This is a genomic window from Shewanella sp. K8 (genome assembly GCF_028823715.1).
GTDB classification, from domain to species: Bacteria; Pseudomonadota; Gammaproteobacteria; order Enterobacterales; family Shewanellaceae; genus Shewanella; species Shewanella algae.
This window is the reverse complement of record NZ_JAPEHY010000041.1, coordinates 1-18,810: the sequence shown is the minus strand read 5'-3', so window position 1 is coordinate 18,810 and position 18,810 is coordinate 1. Positions and strand designations below refer to the sequence as shown.

The window sequence follows — 18,810 nt, the reverse complement described above, 5'->3', positions numbered from 1 at the left end:
CCTTTTCTCATAAATGACAGTTACTTATAGTCATCATCATCGTCGTCAAATTCGTCATCGTCGTCATAGTCGCCTTTCTCGGCCAGCTTAAACTCCGGGTCGTTATAGGGGCTTGGGACCGCCGCCAGGAAAGCCGCCAGCTCTTGCGAGCCCTGATGTTCGGCAAAGATCACTTTCAAGGTGCGATTGATATGAAATGGATGCACGGGCAAGGCGCTGAGAACATTGAAATAGTCCGCGAGTTGCGGCAGTGCCTGCCTGTGCTGGCTGAGCGCCAAGGCAGCCTCGGCCAGCACTGGCTGCCCCTCGGCTCCCAGCAAACACCTGGCCTGGGGCAGACGGCAGTATGCCGCCAAGATGGCCACAATCAACTCAGGCCCCTGCTCCAGACGCACGGCATAGTGGAAGAAGTCGTACTCGCTGTGCCGGTTCCCCAAACCATCGACAAAAGCAAACCAAAGCCTGCCAGGCTCAGTAACTGCACTATGAGTTATTTTCTGCTTCAAGCGGCCAAGCCAGCCGGCTCTGGTTGCTACTGGGACTCTAGTTGCTACTGGGGCTCTGGCTGTTACTGAGGCTAAGGGCGCTCCGCACGCCTCCCCCAGGCTCTGCTCCAATTTGGGGAGCACCGCCAGTAGCTGCTGCAAGAGTTGCAGCCTGCCTTGATTTGATGTCAGATCGTCACAATAGAGAGTCACCCTGCCACTGGGGCAAGGCTCGGCCTGTAGTTGGCTGGGAATTTGCAGCGGCTTGGGTTGATAGCTGCAGCAATTGAGCGGGCACTTTTGCTGTTCGGCGGCCAGCAGGCTCTGGGGCACAGCAGCTTGGGAGCCGATGTCGACCGAGTAGTGACTGGGCTCATCGAGATCACCGAATGCCAACCAGAGCCGCCCTTGGTTAACCCCCTTAATCATGACCAGATCACCACCATAGTGGCTCAAGGGGCGCCAATGCCCCGCCGCATCTTGGCTGCCCAGTTGGTACAGAGGGGAAAGCCTCTCGCCCTTCGGCGACACCTTTTGCATCACACCCCCTTTCCAGCCCAGCCAGAAGACGAGCTCCTGCTCGCAAAAATAGCTGCAAGTCAGGCTGTTGATCAGTTGCTGCCACTCGTCGTTATCCTGGTGGGATATCTCACCGGCGGCAATCCGCTCCAGCGCTTCCTGAACCGCTTCGGCATCATATTCATCACAAATATCGGCCATGGCCGGCAAACGCACCCCGGCATCGATTTGACGGCCGAGATTCATATCTATCAGCTGCAACCTGGCTTCGTAACGCACAGGCTCGCCCTCGGTCTGATGACGGCTCACGCCATCGGCGGCCAGGGTAGTGATAAGGCCGTTGGCACGGTTCTGGAACCAATAATCCTGCGTTGAAACCTGCACTGGAGCCGGTTTCCCCGGCAGAGGCTGTTCGGACCAGGTTTCGTTTGACGGGTCAAAATACACCAGTTGCTGAAAGCGGAAGCGATAACCGCCATGCTCATTGCGACCATAAAAGGCCACGCGTCCATCCCGGGTCAGAATCAGTGACTCAGGCTCGATTTCGGCACTCACAGGCCAATGCTGCACCGGCTCCATGGCCGCGAGATCGACCTTGAGCAAGCTGTGGCCGCGGCGCGCAGCGATGCCCACCCGCCCGACCACCCACAGGGTCTGTTTGTGGCTATCGAGCCAAGCCCCTGGGCTTCCGGTGATTTGTAAATCCAGCACCCGCTCACAACTGCGCGCCTGATAATCGCAGACAAAAAGCAGTCCATTTTGGCCCAAGGCCAGGAAGCGAGTGTCATCCAGCCATTGCAACAAGGCCAGCTCGCCATCCTCGGTTCCCGGCAACTCACATTGCCACAACAGGGTGTCGGCCTCATCAGCGCTCTGGATAACCTGAATAAGCTCAGGGCCGATAAAAAACAGCTTGGCCTGTTGCAGGCGGATATTGGTTCTTACATTGGCATTCATTGAGTTATTCCTGTGATTTGCAATCAGGCGGGGGAAATCGGCCAGGGCAAATCCTGGACAAAACGGCGATATTGGCGGCTCTTGAGCAGCCCCTGGCCGTGACGCCGTTGAATAAGCGGCACTGAGTGCTGTTGATGGAAAGCGGCGCCTGGACCATCAGCTAGCATATTGAAGTAACGGGCCAACAAAGGCAGATAAGCTATGTCATCACCGGCCAGCGCCAGCACTGTGTCCGACAAGGCCGGCTTATCGGCGCCGCTGCGCAGACTTGCCGCATCGGGATAGGCCAGCAGCTTCTCAACGGCTTCGGCCAACAGCTCGGCGCCGCCCGGCACAACTATCAGCGCGGCCACAAACTGCGCCTCGGTCCATTCACTGCCATTTCTGTCATTAAAGCGCCACTCCAGGCGCTCACCCTTGGCGCTGTTTGGTAAGTCGGCCAGACGGCTGACCATCTCTTTGGCGCTGGCCAGCAAACACTCCCCCAGTTCCAGATAATCGGCCTCAACAATATTGAGCCCCGCCTCACCATGGGCCAGGCTCTGCTGCTCACTCATCACCAACTCAGGTTTAGGCCAGAAGTAACAGGGCAAACTCTGGCAATCGGCGTCCCCTGGCAGCATGGGCGTGACAGTACTGGTATCCAGTGCATATATCTCGAACCCCACCAGCAACAAACGATTAGCCGTGGGTGAGGTCAATTGATAGTCATAGTGGTCAAAGGCAACCAGGGCAAAGGGATTGGCTTCGTCGCCGGGGAGTGGGCATTCGTTGGCGCGATAGCGAGGCGACAACGCCTTGAGGCGGAAGTGTTCCTCTGGCGCCAGATAGCCCTTAATCAGCTCGCCACTACGCAACCTCAGCCAAAAAGCGGCTTCATCCCGGCAAAGGCGGATACCGCTCAGCCCGTCAGACAGGCTTTCGAGCGCGTCAGTCAGCTCTTCTTCATCACAGGCATCTTCACCGCTCCTGAGTGATTCAAGCAAAGTGGAAAAATCATCCGGATCCAACAAGCCATCATGGCTGTCAAACCAAAACACCGGCTGTTGCCAAAGCACGTCAAGGGATTCGAGTGCCACCAGTTGCAACTGCAACCCAATGCGTGGACTGTCACCGCTCTCATCCAACAGACACTCAGAAACCGGCAATAACGCCAACTGCCGCTCAGGGCAAAGGTGTATGCTCGGGTAACGGCGAGCTTTAAGCAGCGGTTTGCCCTCAATCCGGTGAAATTGGCTCTGGCCATCGACCACATTGGTGCACCAGAAGCCATGCTCTCGCTGCGCCAGAGAGTCGCATTCACGCTCATAGAATAAAAAACAACCGTCTCGGCGCAGCACCATGGTGCTGCCAAGGCGGCGATCATCCAGATATTCAGGCAACCAGATATCCTTAATAGGCCGCCAGTCGGCCAGCGACCAGCCCAGAAGACAGGGATATTCATCATCCCCTCTTGGCTGCTCGGCCACATACCAGAACTCGCCTCTGTCTTTATCCAGCCAACCATGACCATAGATGCCAACATTTGGCAGATTGACCATCAGCCGAGGCCCGGTTTCGATATCACCGGCATAGATCTGCCCGGAGCGGGTGGCGACCACAAATTCACTGTCGCTGTAGAAGGCGCTCAGCACCACTTTATTCTCGGCCTGGGGCAACTCATACTGCCAAAGCAATTGCTGACGGCCGTCAGCCAGCGGCGTCAACAGCTGCAACTGCGGGGCACCGACTTGCTTCGGGGAATGTAAAATCAATTTGGCAGCTGTCATTTGAGACTCCTGTTGTTAACAGTAAAGAGATAGCCGAGCCCGTAAATCGAAACGGCATAATGAGATAGCCCAAAGGCAGCCATCAAACATAAAACCAACTTGGCATGGCTAATGGGGCTTGCCAGGTGCGTATGCAGAGCAAATAAAGGGGAAGGTAACGCTTGGCCTAGATTAACCAGGAGCCTAGTGGGAAACTGAACGACAATAGCAGTTTTCAAAACAATCCTTTTCGATGGCCTTAAGGCCTGGGCCCATCCAGGGCTCGCTGATATAAATTCGGCAGGAAACATAGTGACTATTGGCACACCGGATACAACCGGCGCCGAACATATGGCTTCCTTGGTGGAGAGATGAATTCTGACGATTATGCCACCCCATGACAAGCTTGAATGCCAATAAAGTGATGCGAGTCAATAGGGAAGAAACAAAATTTATACAATTATCAATCAATACAAAAGATGGATGATTCGCCAAAAAACCAACAGGCAAAGCGAAGCCGACAATGACAGGTTTCTCTGGGTAGAGCGACCTTGGTTCTCAGCACTGATACAAGTTTGTAACCTACGGCTTTGAGGTTTTCCCTTCGGAACTTATCTCAATAAAAACAAAGAGCAGCGCCGGGGCGCTGCTCTTTACTTCAGATGAGGCACTATCAGAGTGTCAGATCCACTTGGATTAACCACCAGGCGCGAGGACTGTTGTTGTTTGCGGCTACCACGGCACCTGGCTCATAGGCCGGTGCATAGTGAACCAAAATCAAAGGTTCAGCCGCGCTATAATGGCCCGCCGGCAGACTGCCGTTATAGCCATCTTCCGGGTGCAGACTCAAAGTCACCTGAGCCGGACAACTGGCAAACTTCAGCAAAGGTTTTTCGATAGCGCCGCCAGCCAACGAACCATCGGCACACTTGCCACTGCGACTGGCTCTCAGAGTAGCCAAACCTACCTGACCTTTGTCGTTTTTCACCCGAACTGACAACAGGCTATAGTCTTTGCCTTCCACGGCTTTGGCGCGTTTATTGAATTCCTGCAGCAGGAAATAACTCTTGTCTTCATCACCATTGGCAACTGTTGCCGGAGAGCTGACACTCAATTCGGCGCCATTGAAACTCAGTTGCTGCTCCTCACCTGAACCCGGTTGTGGATTTTGCAAAAATACACTGTAAGTCAGGGTGCCCGGCAGATAGTTACGGCCACCATCATCTGTCACCGACATAGAGATAGGATGTGACTCAGGCAGGGCCACCAAGAGCAACTTATCATCTGCCGTTATCGCCATCTCTTTGGGATTGTAGACCTGAGTGATCTCATGGGTCACCTTGCCATACGGCGCTTTAACCCGACCACTTTCAACACTAATACCCGGGAAGAAGGCCGGTTGTTCATCCTTCTCCACTTGGGGATAATCACCGGGATAGGGGGCAGGACTCACCTTCACATCAAAACTGGCGATGGCATCTTCATAGTTGCGATGTGAAGCGGTGGCCGTGACCTTGAGTGAACCGGCGTTTTTCACCTGCATACTGCCCGATACCGAATTCAGGTCAACCACATCCTGGCCGTAGGGCTCCGGCAAATACTTGATGCTACTGCCGGACACTACACCATCAAGAGTCGGAGGCAAGAGCTGCGCCTGACCATATTCGGTCAACAACTGCGACTGGCTGAAGCTGAGCATTTTCGCCGGAGCCTTAGTGACAGTGACCCGCAGACTGACACTGCGATCTCTATGTGTTGTATCGCCGCTGTCGGTCACAGTGAAATAGGTAATCCCCGCATTGAGCACCTTTATCTGCCCGGTGGCGAGATTCAACTCGGCCACATCATTGGCGGAACCAGCGCTCAAACCACCGCTAAGCTGCCCCAGCACGCCACTGAAATTGACTGGTACCAACTTACCTGGCGCAAACACAGTCGTGACCGGCTCAACTCTGAGAGTGCCATCCATAGCACCGACATTGACGGTGAAACTGGTTTCTGCAGCCTGGTATTGGTCATTCCCGGCATCGTGTACCTTAACCACGGCATAACCGGAACCCACCACGCGGATACTGCCATCGGCCTCCTGCTTCAATGCAGTAACCCCAGCGTCAAAACTGTAGCTCAACGGGCCTTTGGCACCTGTAACCAATGGAGCCAACAACTGATCCTCAGCCTTGGCAAAATTCAGCGCCTGCGCCTTCAACTCGGTATTCAATGCCTTGCTTATCTGAATATTGGCCTGCGTTTTGGCAGGATGATAATTATCATCGCCCGAGTCAGTCACGGTTACACTCACCTCACCGGCCTTGAGCATATCGAAGCAACCATCTTGCTGCAGACTGATGACATCGGTGGCAGCCCCAGGAGACAGGGCATATTCGAGCTTACCTCTGGCCTGCTGAACTTGCAGGCACAGTCTGTCATTGGAAAAGCTGTGATAGATATCGGCCACAGACAATTGCTGACTAGTCCCCTTGAGTATGGTCAAAGGCAAAGTGATCTCTGCTGCACCATAGTCACGATCGCCACTGTCTTGCACGCGGATACTGGCGCTACCGGCACCCAAGAGTTTCAAATCACCATTGGCCGACTCCAGTGTAACAACATCATCACCGGCCAACAGCTGGTAACTGACCTGGCCCTTGTTACCGCGCGCCAGCAAAGACACTTCGGCATAAGGCGCATAAGCCCACTCTTGCTGCTCCAGCGCCAATTCCGTATTTTGTGCCTGGTTGATGGTCACATCAAAGCCCTGCACATTGGCGGCCTCTCCGCTATAACGACCCGGCTGTATCAGTTCGATACGTGTCTTGCCGGCATGCATAACAGCCATGGCCCCGGTGCGGGGGTTCAACTGCACCACATCCTGCGCCGCACCATCGGCAACGCGGAACCAGCTTTCGGGTAAGGGCTCGCCTTGCAGCATAGGTTGTAGCTGCGCTCCCTCAACGAAGGGCTTGGGCGCCAGCGGTAATACCTTGGCAAATTCGCCATCGGGCTGGGAAACAATAATCTTCAGTTGCGCCTCGGCGGCCTGATAATTACGACCACCATCATCACTGACCTGCAGAGTCACTTCACCCGGCACAAAGGCTTTCACTTCACCGTTACCGGCATTCAAGGAAACATTGGACTGGGATTCAGGCAGTTGGTAGTTCAAGGTTCCTTTGACGCCACTGATGCTCAGCTTGCCTGCCTCTCCGGGTTTCAGCAGCAGATCGTTGACCAGCAAAGGGCCGCGGGCAGCCGGCAGTACTTTCACCATAAATTGGCTTTCGGTACCCAGCGTGGTGGCGTTGCCACTGTCTTTGACTGTGACACCGGTTTCACCGGCATTTTGAATATAGAGTTGGTTGTCCTGCAACAGCAGGATATCAGTATTCGGCTCGTTCAACTGATAGCTGAGCTGCCCCACCTTACCCTGCACACTGACTTGCAACCTTTGATTGGCACTGTAGCTCAGCTGCAGATTCTGCACCTTGAGCCCTTGGTGAATTGTCTTGTCGTTGGTCTTCTGAGCAGGCAAATCATCGCCGCCACCGCCACCACAGGCGGACAAAGCTGCCGTAAGCAGCAAAATTACCACTGTTTGTTTCATATAACCCCCATAAAAAGCGGGGGCAATATATAGTCAACAAACTACCACTTCAATAAAAAACAACAATTTTTGCCACAACCGAGATCATTTGGTTACAAATGAAATAAAGGCGAGACGATTAAGTGTTTTTTATGTTAACCACAGCCATTATTAAGTATGCCGAACGATAAAAGCGTGCGCTCTAATAACTTCAGGCAAATCTGTCGTCAGAGAGGGTTTGCAGCGGATCTTTGCCCTGCTCGTACCAACCATCACGGGTATTTTGCACGCAATCAAATGCCTGAATATAAGGCTTGATATCTATGATAGGGGTGCCGTTGAGCATATCGATTCCCTTAACATGAATGCGGTTGCCCTCCAGCCGGTCGATTTCCAGTATCGACAGGCCTATGGGGTTGGGGCGCTTGGGCGAACGGGTAGCAAATACACCGCGCAGTTGGTTATCGAGAAAAGGTTTAACCTTGAGCGCGCCCTGCTTGCATTGATGCAGATGAAACAGCACATAAACATGAGAAAAACCATCGAGGTCCGCCAGCCCTTCGACATAGTCGGGATGGATCACCAAAACTCCTTGATTATCGGCGACCTTGCTGCCCTGAATCGGCATATTGGCCAGTTCTGTGTACTGGGTTTCGGCATGGCCTATGGCGGTAAAGCTGACAACTTGCATAACAACTCCGTTGCAAATACAGAATTGCAGTCTACCTCAGCTTGGCAAAGGGGTCTTCAAAGCAACTCACATTCTTAGGGAAGTGCTTCTTGCAAAGGACTAAGGCCATTTGCGGCTTACAGCCTTGCATCCAGACTTATAAACCGACGCAGAGCACACATGGTATTTGTTTGCACCTTCCTTAGGGCAAGCTCAGTAAGGTCTCGCCGTGAAAGTACTGTTTTCTGAGACTTTTGCCCTCTTCAGAGTTCAACACCTGATCCAAATTAGCTTGAAAGCGCATTACCAGTTCAGGCGGCACCTTGGCACTGAAGGCAAAGCACAAGGGCCTGTGACTCACCTTAACCAAGGGCTGCATTATCTCGGGGTCGTAGCCCCCGCGTCTCAGAGTGCTGAGTAAGGTTAACCTATTGCTGGACAACAAGCTGGCCTGGCCGCTGTTGAGCACCTTGACTGCCTGCTCCAGGCTACTGGTACGTACCAAAAAAGCCGGATCGAAACCCTGGCTCAGCAGCAACTGCTCGCCGACATCTTCCCTGACGGTTGCCACCAGCAAATGCTTGGCATCCTCCAACTTGGTCAGCGCAGGCGCTGAGCGTTTGAGCGCATAGAGATTCAGCTCCAGGGTGCCAAGGCTGCAGGCCCATTGAAACAGCGGTTCCCTCACCTGAGTACGGGTTGTGGAAAACAGCACCACGTTATCGCGACTCCCCAACATATAGTAACCACGGGCCCAGGGCAGAAGTTCTATGGTCTGGGGCTCTGTACCTGTCCGCCGCCAAACGGCCCGCAGCACATCGGTGGCAAATCCGGATACTTCCCCATTATCCAGGCTGAAGTTATAGGGTGGATACTCTTCCGTGAGATATCTGAGTTGACCAAGCCCCACGGCAGCCTGAACGCTGCAACAATAGAGCAATAGCGGAAGCAGCAAGCGCATAACTATCCCCCGAGACAACAGTATCTATTAAGTGTTGTCAAAGGCGGCTCAATATACAAACCCGGGTTTTAATGTTTAGTAAGTTGTTGTATTCATATGTTTTTTAACAAAACCGTTCGAAAGGAGAGTCCTGGCATTCAGCAAGCCACGTCAGCAGCCCGTAAAGGGCTTGAATTATTTTTCACGACGCCTTGAGCATGGAACACACTTAAAGGCTCTCAAAATGTCGATTTACCCCCTTAAAATCGCGATTTAAACAATTCTCAAGACCATGATTTTAAAGGTTTTATTTTTAGTGATATTCCAGAGTGCCGATGTTAGCCTGCAAAGGTTTTTGGGAAGGCGCCAACAAAACCCATGCTTGTCTGCATAGGCAGCGCTAGCAAAGAGAGTTAGCGCCCTCCCTGGTTAAAGGAAGCCGTATGGATATTATTGATAAAGTTTTTCAGCAAGAGGATTTCTCACGCCAGGATTTGAGCGACAGCCGTTTTCGCCGCTGCCGCTTTTATCAGTGTGACTTCAGCCATTGCCAGCTAAGGGATGCCAGTTTCGAGGATTGCAGTTTCATTGAAAGCGGCGCCGTCGAAGGGTGCCACTTCAGCTATGCCGATCTGCGCGATGCCAGTTTCAAGGCCTGCCGCCTGTCTTTGGCCAATTTCAGCGGTGCCAACTGCTTTGGCATAGAGTTCAGGGAGTGCGATCTCAAGGGCGCCAATTTTTCCCGGGCCCGTTTTTACAATCAAATCAGCCATAAGATGTACTTCTGCTCGGCTTATATCTCAGGCTGTAACCTGGCCTATGCCAATTTGAGCGGCCAATGCCTGGAAAAGTGCGAGCTGTTTGAAAACAACTGGAGCAATGCCAACCTCAGCGGCGCTTCCTTGATGGGCTCCGACCTCAGTCGCGGCACCTTCTCCCGCGACTGCTGGCAACAGGTAAACCTGCGAGGCTGTGACCTGACCTTTGCCGATCTGGATGGGCTCGATCCCAGACGGGTCAACCTCGAAGGCGTCAAGATCTGTGCCTGGCAGCAGGAGCAACTGCTGGAACCCTTGGGAGTCATAGTGCTGCCGGATTAGTTCAAAGGCAGACTCAAGCGACAAGCGGGCAAATATCACTTGAGTTCCCGCTTGCAACAGGGCAGATTCAGCTATAGCAGAGCATAACCGCCGAAATGCCGTTTCTCTGCTGTCGCAGCCGGCGTTATACCTTCCCTTCAAAGGAGGCATTATGAAGACTCAACTGCAAGCTGAACTGGCTCAGGTCAAGCGCTCTTTGGTAATCACTCAACTGCTTGGGGCCCCCGGTATGTTGCTTATAGGCCTGGCACTCTATGGCCTGGTTGTCGCCGAAGGTGATGCCTTCGCCCCGGCGCTCAATAACCCCATCAACTGCTATCTGCTGATCGCCATAGGCTCGGCCATCGCCCTCTGGGAGGCGTTGAAGGTCATCAAGCTCTCCAAAAAACAAACGCAGATCCTCAAACAGTTGGACGAACTCAACTAAGCCTCAATACCGGCAGGCCACCAAGAGCCTGCCCTCAGGAGAAAAGCCCATGGAACTGGAAATCCAAGTCACTTTTCGCACTGGAGACAGCATAAGAACCCGGCGTTACAAGAGTGAGCAAGGTGCCCTGCGCGGCATTTGGAAATGGCTCAGCAAGCATCAGGACAAGGCCGATATTCAGGCCAGCTTCTTTTCCCCCGAACTCGGCCACCGCGCCTTTGAGCATCCGGAGCAGCTCAGCGAGTTCGAGCCCAAAACCATAGATAACTTTTATCAATCCAGAGCCTGGCTGGCACTCAGATATCAGGTGCTGCAAACTCACGAGCACAAATGTGTAGAGTGCAATCGCACTAAAGCCGAACACAATATAGTGCTGCATGTTGACCATATTTTGCCCCGCAGCAAGTACCCGCACAAAGCACTGGACATTAATAACATGCAAATACTTTGTGAAGATTGCAATCTGGGTAAGTTGGATAAATGATCACTATGACTTGTCGCCCTATTTAGGGTGAGGTATTCTGTAACCTGTTTGTAAAGATTGACTCAAGGAAGAGGGGCAGCCAGGGCTGTTGCAACAGGGACACCTCACAAAAATCAAACCTTTCCTTTATATGTCAATTGTTTGACTCGACTCAAAAAATTTTGATCTCAAACTGTTAGAGTCGCGGTTTAATTTATTATTCGCTTCTGCCGAGCCTGTGCCCTTGACACTGCTGTTGGCCGGAACTGTACCCCAGACCAGCGGCGCTTCGAGAGAATGCCACAGGGCGATCACAAGCCAGCACGGAAGTAGAACACCGAAAAAACGGAAGTTAGCTCATGAAGAATATAATAATCGCTATCGTTTTGACCGGCCTGATGGCCTGCAGTACTACCCCCAACACCATAGTCTTCGACGGCAGCAGTGCAGAGTCGACCCAACAGGATGTCATCAGACTCATGGCGCAGCTGAACTCCCATGACAAACAGGAATTTGTCATGGCCTTGTTGGCAATCCAACTGGCCGAGTTCGACACCCCATTGGCAGCACTGAACCACTCGGATCGCAACGGCCAGATGGACTTCGGCCTGATAGGGCAAAAGATTAATGGTCTGGACTTTGAACAAGTGCTTGAACTGGCACACAGCAAAAGCGATAAAGCCAAGCCCCGCCAACCGCTGCCTTAACCCGGCAAGTGAAAGTTCTATCTCGGCTTCTTGGTGTGGTTTCAAATCATGGCGTTAAATCATGGCCTGAAACAATAACCTCTTTCTGCGGTCGGCTGCCCCGGCCGCAATCCCAAGCTGGCGCACTTGCCATAGGGCTCGGCGGCAAATAAAGCTAAGTGATTGAATTTATATTTGCCTTATGGTGGCAAACTGATTACCATGCGTCCGCATCGCTCACCATTCATTCACTGTAGAGGAGAAAACATCATGCAAAACACATCAACCTCCTTTGCAGGTCTTGTCCGCTAAATAGCAGAAAGCTATCCACTGATTTCATAGCTTTCAAGTAAAGCTATCGCTTCGGTCAACTGGCCTGCCAATACGTTTATCGTTTAAATCCTGTTTAAAGGAATTGGTCTATGGGCAGATCCGTCCAAAAACTTACTGAAAGCGTCAGCCTGATTGCATCCAAAGAAACCTGGGTAGAAGGGCTGGCAATACAACAACTGATAAAAACCTCTGAATTGGCCTGTATGCAGCACGTGGCAGGAATGCCGGATCTGCACCCCGGCAGAGGCTATCCCATTGGTGCGGCGTTTTTTGCCGTCAACAGAATCTATCCTGCCTTGGTCGGCAACGACATTGGCTGCGGCATGTCACTGTGGCAGAGCTCGCTGAAGCTATCCAAGGTCAAGCTGGATAAGATGGCGAACAAGTTCAAACTGATAGAACAGCCTCTGGATGAAACCTGGGCGCAAACAATTGTCGAGCGCAAGCGGGAAAAAGGCATAGCCATCACAGGCTTTGACCAGGCGCTGGGCACCATAGGCGCCGGTAACCATTTTGCCGAGTTTCAGGCGATAGAAACTGTCTATGACCAGGCGGCGCTGCAAGAGCTGGGGCTGGACAGCCGCTATCTGCAACTGCTGGTGCATTCAGGCTCCAGAGGCCTGGGGCAGGCAATTTTGCAGGAACATATCCGCCGCCACAGCCACCAAGGCCTGAGTCCGGAAGATAGCGAGTTCAGCGACTATCTGGCCAAACACGATGAGGCGCTACGCTGGGCTGAGTTGAACCGCGAGCTGATAGCGTGTCGCTTCCTGGAAGCGATCAACAGCTCTGGCAGCTCGGTGTTGGATGTGAACCACAATATGGTATCCCCCAAGTGCATAAACGGAACCCAAGGCTGGCTGCACCGAAAAGGCGCCACCCCGAGCGATAAGGGTTATGTGGTGATCCCGGGATCCCGCGGCGACTACAGCTATCTGGTGAAACCCTGCGCCGCTGCGGGCGATGCCGCCGACATCAGCCTGTTTTCCCTGGCTCATGGTGCCGGGAGAAAATGGCAGCGCGGCGAGTGTCAGGGCCGCCTGGCGCACAAGTTCAGCCGTGAAGATCTCTACCTCACCGCCCTGGGAAGCCGGGTGATCTGCGGTAACAAGACACTGCTGTATGACGAAGCGCCCCAGGCCTACAAAAAATGTGCGACTGTGGTTGGCGATATGGTCGATGCCGGTTTGATTGAGGTTGTTGCCAGGCTGCGCCCTGTGCTGACCTTCAAAACCAACGGGGAGTGCTGCTGATGATACTGCTGCAACTGTCGGCCGGAACCGGTCCGATTGAATGCTGCCGCGCTGTGGCCCTGGCGGTGCAAACCATAGAGCGGGAGTGTCAGGCGCAAGGCATAGGCTACGAGTTGTTGGAGGTGACTCAGGCAAACGCTAAAACCGGCGTCGCCTGTTTCAAGTCGGTCTTGCTGCAACTCAGTGCCAATGATGAAGCCCGGGCCAAGCACTTGGCGCTGGCTTGGCAGGGAGCCATGCTCTGGAGCTGCCAAAGCCGCTTTAGGCCCGGGCACAAACGCAAAAACTGGTTCTTCAGCGGCCAGATGTTTGAGGTCAATGACAAGGCTCTGGATAAGCAAATCCACTTTCAGGCCTGCCGAGCCTCGGGCGCCGGAGGGCAGCACGTGAACACCACAGACTCGGCCATCCGCGCGACCCATATCGCCAGCGGCCTGTCGGTGCGGGTTGAAACCGAGCGCAGCCAACATGCCAACAAACGCCTGGCAACGGCCTTGCTGTTTCAAAAGCTGGAGGCGCTGAAGCAAGAGCAGATGAACCGGGAAGAGCAACAGCGTTGGCAACAACACTGGGAACTGCAGCGGGGCAATCCGCGAAGAAGCTTTAAAGGCGAAAAGTTTATTCCGCTCGACTAAAGCTTAGGTAAAGGAACAGGCCGGGAGCCGGGATTGGCGCTCGGGCCTGCTTCCTATCTGTCACTGCGGCTCACTCAGCTGAGTCCGCTCAGCTGGATCTATCAGTTACGCCACCTTGAGCAAATCCATATTCTTGGCCAATGCCTGCATTCGCGGCGCCACAATTTCAAGGGTAAACAGCGCCGCCTTCTGACGGGCCGGATGGCGCTGGCTCTGATCCAGCATGGCCTCAATATTGCGGCTGCGCGCCACGGCAATATCAGATTCGGAGCACTGGCTGGCAACACGGGCCCAGACATAGGCCTCGGCCAAATCGCCTCTGGCTGCAAACAGCATGGACAAACGATACTGGGCAGCGGGCTCACCTTGTCTTGCCGCCATCAGATAACTGTCGATGGCGGCCTCGGTATCGGCCGCTATGCCTATGCCATGCTCCAAGCAGTAGCCCAGATTCAAGGCCGCCAGCTTATCCCCATGTTCAAGCCCCTGCCGAAAGCAGGCGACAGCCTCGGCAAAGCGCTGCTGCTCGGGAAGGTCAATCGGCCAATCTTCGCCATTGGCGGGTTCTCGCAGCAACATCAGCCCGCGGGCGGTAATGGCGTTGGCAATGCCGCCCTGCTCCGCCGCGGTAAACAACTCAAGCGCCGAGCGGTATTCGGGTTTACCTCCCAGCCCCATCAGCTGCATCATCCCCAGATAATAGGCCGCCGCCGGGTCCTGCTGTTTCTGCCAGGCCCTAAGACACCAACGCTTGGCACTGCCCACAGTCAATCCCACAGGTGTTACCCCGATACGGCTGAGGTTATGTTGAAACCAGGCCTCGAGTGGCGTCAACCCTTGCCAAGCCCCAAGCAAACGCCGATAGTGCCGTGGTTCGCCTTCTGCATAAATTGCCGCGCTGGGCGCATCCCAGTAGGTAAACAAGCGCTCGCTGCCCTGCTTATCCAACCAGCCCTGCATCATGGTCGGCTTACGCCGCGTCTCAACCAGCCACATAACTCCTAGGGTCAGCGCCAGCAGCACCACCATAAACAAAATCGGGCCAAGCTCTTGATCCATGTTTTGTATCCCTACTTTCATCAGCCAAACAGTTTCGATGAAACCATTTAGAAGCTATTTCTAAAGTTCCATCTCATTGATTTGGGGCGCAATATCCAAATAGCGCTCACACCTTGTCAATAACTGTGCTTTGTAGCTCGCCACAAACGCCTGCTCATCGTTATCCAATCCATTGAGCATTGCGATAACACCGTCTATTTCTTGGCTTATTCTGGTCGCCATTCTGGTTAGGCTGTTGCTCACCAAGGCTCTGGGTAACCCTATATCCTCGCTGAACGCGGCCAATTGATAGGCGTAGATCTTGTCTGGGTCGAATTCATCATCAATCGCCATCGCCAGCTCTTGCTCAAATTCTTCATACAGGGCCACGCAAACCAAGTCATACCAAGGCGTAGGCACCATACCTGTCGGTGTCATGAAGAAGGAGTAGTTTTTACCATGAGCATCGGCGTTGCCACTCAGTAGATTAAACAGCGTCCACTGCAGCATATCCTGTTTGGCCGCCGCCGGATTAGTGCATTGCTCCGCAAGAGCAAACAGCCTGGGCAGGCTAACACCTTCGCGAATATCTCTGACATCACGGCCATTACCAAAATTTCGTTCGTATTTCTTATTCACACTAAAGCCAAGGGCTTGGCAGCTATCGATAATATGCCTTCTCAGCACCCGCTGTTCAGCGGGCAAATAACGACGATCAAAGCGTTCGACACACAATGATTTGTGCCGACCAAAATGGCGGACCTCAACATTCGCGACATTCATGGCTATCGCCTTCGCCAAACGCATAGTGAGAAACTCGTTGATGACTAAATGCCGCTGCTTTTCGAACTTCAGGATATGGGTCGATGATAAGGCGCCTTCACCGAAACCAAATTGCTTACCGTTGTAGAATAGATTCAGTTTCGACTGTACCCCGGCTACCGACAGCCTGGGCTTGCCATCCCACACCTCCATTGGCCAGAGCTCAGGATCTTCCAGGCGCAAAATGATTTCATCATCACTGATTTCTCGAAATGCCGTCTGTGGCAGTTCAGTCCCCTTGGGAGAAAAGGCAACGGCACCGGCAGTATCCAAGCCTATGGCTCGGATAAGAGCAAAGGTATTGCCCCTGGATACACCAAGAGATTCGATGAGATAATCCAAGCCCCTGTTTTCGGGCAACAGGTTGCCGAGAAACATGGCGATCTGTGTGCTGCTTCCTGTGCCATCCAAAGGGATCATGGGTGATATGGGAAAGCCGTTTTGCCGCCAATCTTGGCTGTAACTGACGGCAAAACTCTCAGTAGCGGGATCGAATGACAAATCACCTATGATTCGATCACCAAGATGCATATCCAAGACAAGGTTTGCTGCTCCACTCATATCTAGTACCACCCGGTCGAATCAACATCAGGCTTGGGCTGCGCCAGCAGACGGATCCCCAAACCATCGAGTATCTTGAAGACAGTAGAGATGTAGACATCTTCACCCTTCTCGACCCGGATGAAGGTTTTCTTGGTGACACCACAAAGCATTGCCGCCACATCCAGAGTGAGTGCAGCTTCTTTTCTACGGGCCTTAATTAAAGCGCCCAATGAATGTGGAGTTAATGGGGAGGCCATAAGATAGACTCAAAGTGTACTTTGCTACACTTTAGCCGTGTTTTAGGGCTGACTCAATATAAAAGTGTATCAACATACACTTTTATACTCTTGGAGACTCGACACAATAAAAAAGTGTACTTAAATACACTTTTTTATCCATTCAAGCCGAAAATGCCTTAAAAGTGTAGTTTGTTACACTTTTAAGGCGCTGAAATAGCCTTGTTAGCTACTGTGGGAACAGACCGGCTATACCGGCGATAATCGCCGCTGGCAGGATTGCCACCACAGCCAGCACGGCGACGGCGCTGCCGAGGCAGCCGGAAAGCTGGCTCTGTCTAGCCTTAAGCTCAGCCTCTTGTATCGGCCCAAAGGCCTGCTCAGCCGCCTGTATTCTTTGCTGCAACTGCCGCTCGGCAGCAAGGGCCATCTCTTTGGTGTCACAGGGCTGCTTTTCAGTGACCAGGGCCAACTCCCCCTTGAAAGCATGCCCGGTAAAGCGATAGTTGCCTTCGGAGAAGGTCTTCTTTTCAAACTCGAGCCCGAGCACGGCATTACAGCCACACTGCTTAGCCAGTTGCTCTATATATTGGCGCCCCTTGGCCGGGTCCTTGAAAAAACGGGTCGAAATAGGCAAGCGCAACGCGGCGTCACCATGCTTGGGATTGCTACCCTTGGAGGTGAAGAAATTCAGCAGTCGTTCTCTTATATAGACCTCAGGAATACGGATCTGCTTGGCAGACAATCCCTTGGGAGTTGGCGTAGGGTCAAACTCGACCAACACATTCTTAACCAGCTTAGCCTCATCACTCCTGTTCACCAGTGCCGAAACATGCAGAAAATAGCTTTCACCATCATCCCCATTGATAAAGCCAAATTTTTTAGATGAGACATACGAAACGACTTTTCCTTTCACTACACAATCCCGATAACTTTCTCTACGACTTCCAAAGCCCTATACAACAACAGCCACAAAAACCGCTGCAGCAACAGAACAGATTCAAGCAACCGATACTAACATCTCAACCCAGCAGCAACTGCTGCAACATCCTCAAAATCCGGTTAAAACCGTTCACTTTTCCATAAAAATTATTGCTACTCCCCCGCCAGCCACTTTTGCCCGTTAACAGGCCAGCAAAACCATCCACTGAAGCCGCTAGCTCAAGCAGGCAACTCAAGCAAGCAACTTAAACGGGCAACTCAAACAAGTCACTCAAACAAGTTACTTCAGCCAAACCGCACAACAAAACCCCATGCGGTAAAGCTTGTTTTTCACCGCAGCAATATTGTAGGATTGGCTAGGCTTTTAACAAAAAACCAACGAAAAGCAATACTTAAGCGCCAGCTAAAGTGCGAACAATAATCAGGGATGGCTGCCGCTCTCACCCGAGCAAGCAAAAGGCAAGGATAAGCTTTCAACACCTCACCTCATTCTATCTCCCTGACTCAAGCCACTTTAACCGCTGTGCAATTTGTGACCCAGACTAAGGTTTCACCGGCAACAAATTGATAGCTTTAGTGTTGTTTTTATTGAAATTTAACTCGGTTTAGTACGCTCTGGGATAGCTAGAATTCACTGCGGTAGCCATCCCCATCCAATTGCAACCATGCGCCAAGCTGCGCTTGGCTAGAATCGTGGTGTTCCACACCACACCGGGAAAGGGGCTTTTCGACAAACAATTGCGTCCATGCAAAAGAGCCAGCTCACCATCCATGGTTCGCGCTCATTATCGCTCTACGAGCAATAGCCCTTATCGATCCCCCTCGAAGCGGAAAGCCCCATCGCGCTTATGATGAAAATTAGCCAACGCGCCAGACGCTCGTCCCTGATTCAACTGGTGCTACTTCGGCCCCCATGTCGCGTGACACTATTTTGCCTACGTTCTCAAACTCTCCTAATAAGAATCATGAAAAACTAAAAACTCTTAAAGAAAATGGTACAACCATTAATTATTTTTTATTTTTAATTAAGAATAGTATTTTGACAAAGGAGCTAATTTGATAAATTTATCTCAAAAAGAAATTGCTCTTCAAAAATTAAAGGAAGCGGCCAATAAGTTTGGCAACAAAGAAAACATAATTCATTCAGCAAATGAGGCAACAACCAGGCTAATTATCATTGATGAAATATTAAGAATATTAGGCTGGAATTCTGAAGAATTTAATCCTGAGACACACACATCCACTAACGGATATATAGATTACTTACTCAAACACAATAGCACCCCAAAGTTAGTAGTAGAAGCAAAAAAAATAGGTTTAACATTTTGCACACCTTCTAGTAGAAAGCCAACTCATCATGAATATACCGTTTCGTATTTCAAACAAGCATTTAAGCATTTACTTACTGATACAATAAAGCAGGCTTCTTCATA

16 protein-coding genes are annotated in these 18,810 nt (G+C 52.2%); 7 read left to right on the top strand and 9 right to left on the bottom strand.

Annotated elements, in window-relative coordinates:
• Positions 1–20: 20 nt before the first annotated feature.
• The 5 genes from ON072_RS18365 to ON072_RS18345 all read right to left on the bottom strand — a co-directional run bounded on the left by ON072_RS18365 (position 21) and on the right by ON072_RS18345 (position 8,920).
• Entirely contained in the window at positions 21–1,961 is a 1,941-nt protein-coding gene (locus ON072_RS18365; protein ID WP_261753287.1) for a hypothetical protein, read from the bottom strand.
• 23 nt (positions 1,962–1,984) lie between these two features.
• Entirely contained in the window at positions 1,985–3,730 is a 1,746-nt protein-coding gene (locus ON072_RS18360; protein ID WP_261753288.1) for a hypothetical protein, read from the bottom strand.
• 652 nt (positions 3,731–4,382) lie between these two features.
• Positions 4,383–7,310 (bottom strand): hypothetical protein, encoded by a 2,928-nt coding sequence (locus ON072_RS18355; protein ID WP_144380009.1) that lies wholly within the window; start codon positions 7,308–7,310, stop codon positions 4,383–4,385.
• A 190-nt stretch (positions 7,311–7,500) separates the two neighbouring features.
• Positions 7,501–7,980, bottom strand: a complete 480-nt coding sequence (tsaA, locus tag ON072_RS18350) for a tRNA (N6-threonylcarbamoyladenosine(37)-N6)-methyltransferase TrmO (RefSeq protein ID WP_093982668.1) — start codon at positions 7,978–7,980, stop codon at positions 7,501–7,503.
• Between the two features lie 181 nt (positions 7,981–8,161).
• Positions 8,162–8,920, bottom strand: a complete 759-nt coding sequence (locus tag ON072_RS18345; protein ID WP_274626134.1) for a substrate-binding periplasmic protein — start codon at positions 8,918–8,920, stop codon at positions 8,162–8,164.
• A gap of 422 nt (positions 8,921–9,342) precedes the next feature.
• Between ON072_RS18345 and ON072_RS18340 the strand changes: the two genes are divergently transcribed.
• The 6 genes from ON072_RS18340 (at position 9,343) to prfH (ending at position 13,796) form a co-directional block, all read left to right on the top strand.
• Positions 9,343–9,999, top strand: a complete 657-nt coding sequence (locus ON072_RS18340) for a quinolone resistance pentapeptide repeat protein QnrA3 (RefSeq protein ID WP_024266192.1) — start codon at positions 9,343–9,345, stop codon at positions 9,997–9,999.
• Between the two features lie 151 nt (positions 10,000–10,150).
• Positions 10,151–10,426: a hypothetical protein gene (locus ON072_RS18335; RefSeq protein WP_045283442.1), complete on the top strand. Its 276-nt coding sequence runs from the start codon at positions 10,151–10,153 to the stop codon at positions 10,424–10,426.
• Positions 10,427–10,475: 49 nt separating this feature from the next.
• Positions 10,476–10,910: an HNH endonuclease gene (locus ON072_RS18330; RefSeq protein WP_020442396.1), complete on the top strand. Its 435-nt coding sequence runs from the start codon at positions 10,476–10,478 to the stop codon at positions 10,908–10,910.
• Positions 10,911–11,248: 338 nt separating this feature from the next.
• Positions 11,249–11,596 carry a hypothetical protein gene (locus tag ON072_RS18325; protein ID WP_025011793.1) on the top strand — a complete coding sequence of 116 codons (348 nt, stop codon included), beginning with the start codon at positions 11,249–11,251 and terminating at the stop codon, positions 11,594–11,596.
• A gap of 401 nt (positions 11,597–11,997) precedes the next feature.
• Complete coding sequence (locus ON072_RS18320) at positions 11,998–13,161, top strand: RNA ligase RtcB family protein (RefSeq protein ID WP_167716864.1); 1,164 nt, start codon at positions 11,998–12,000, stop codon at positions 13,159–13,161.
• A complete protein-coding gene (gene prfH / locus ON072_RS18315) occupies positions 13,161–13,796 on the top strand; it encodes a peptide chain release factor H (protein WP_261753289.1) in 636 nt (211 codons plus the stop codon). Before ON072_RS18320 ends, prfH begins: the two co-directional genes overlap by 1 nt.
• Positions 13,797–13,901: 105 nt before the next feature.
• Here prfH and ON072_RS18310 read toward each other — a convergent pair whose 3' ends face one another.
• The 4 genes from ON072_RS18310 to ON072_RS18295 form a co-directional block, all read right to left on the bottom strand.
• Positions 13,902–14,855, bottom strand: a complete 954-nt coding sequence (locus ON072_RS18310) for a tetratricopeptide repeat protein (protein WP_261753290.1) — start codon at positions 14,853–14,855, stop codon at positions 13,902–13,904.
• 60 nt (positions 14,856–14,915) lie between these two features.
• Entirely contained in the window at positions 14,916–16,217 is a 1,302-nt protein-coding gene (locus ON072_RS18305; RefSeq protein ID WP_144380005.1) for a HipA domain-containing protein, read from the bottom strand.
• A gap of 2 nt (positions 16,218–16,219) precedes the next feature.
• On the bottom strand, positions 16,220–16,456 hold the full coding sequence (locus ON072_RS18300) for a helix-turn-helix domain-containing protein (RefSeq protein ID WP_093982108.1): 237 nt from the start codon (positions 16,454–16,456) through the stop codon (positions 16,220–16,222).
• 208 nt (positions 16,457–16,664) lie between these two features.
• Positions 16,665–17,351: a cold-shock protein gene (locus ON072_RS18295; protein ID WP_208191012.1), complete on the bottom strand. Its 687-nt coding sequence runs from the start codon at positions 17,349–17,351 to the stop codon at positions 16,665–16,667.
• A 1,082-nt stretch (positions 17,352–18,433) separates the two neighbouring features.
• Here ON072_RS18295 and ON072_RS18290 point away from each other — a divergent pair.
• Positions 18,434–18,810 (top strand): hypothetical protein (locus ON072_RS18290; protein ID WP_274626133.1); only part of this gene is annotated, 377 nt, incomplete at its 3' end.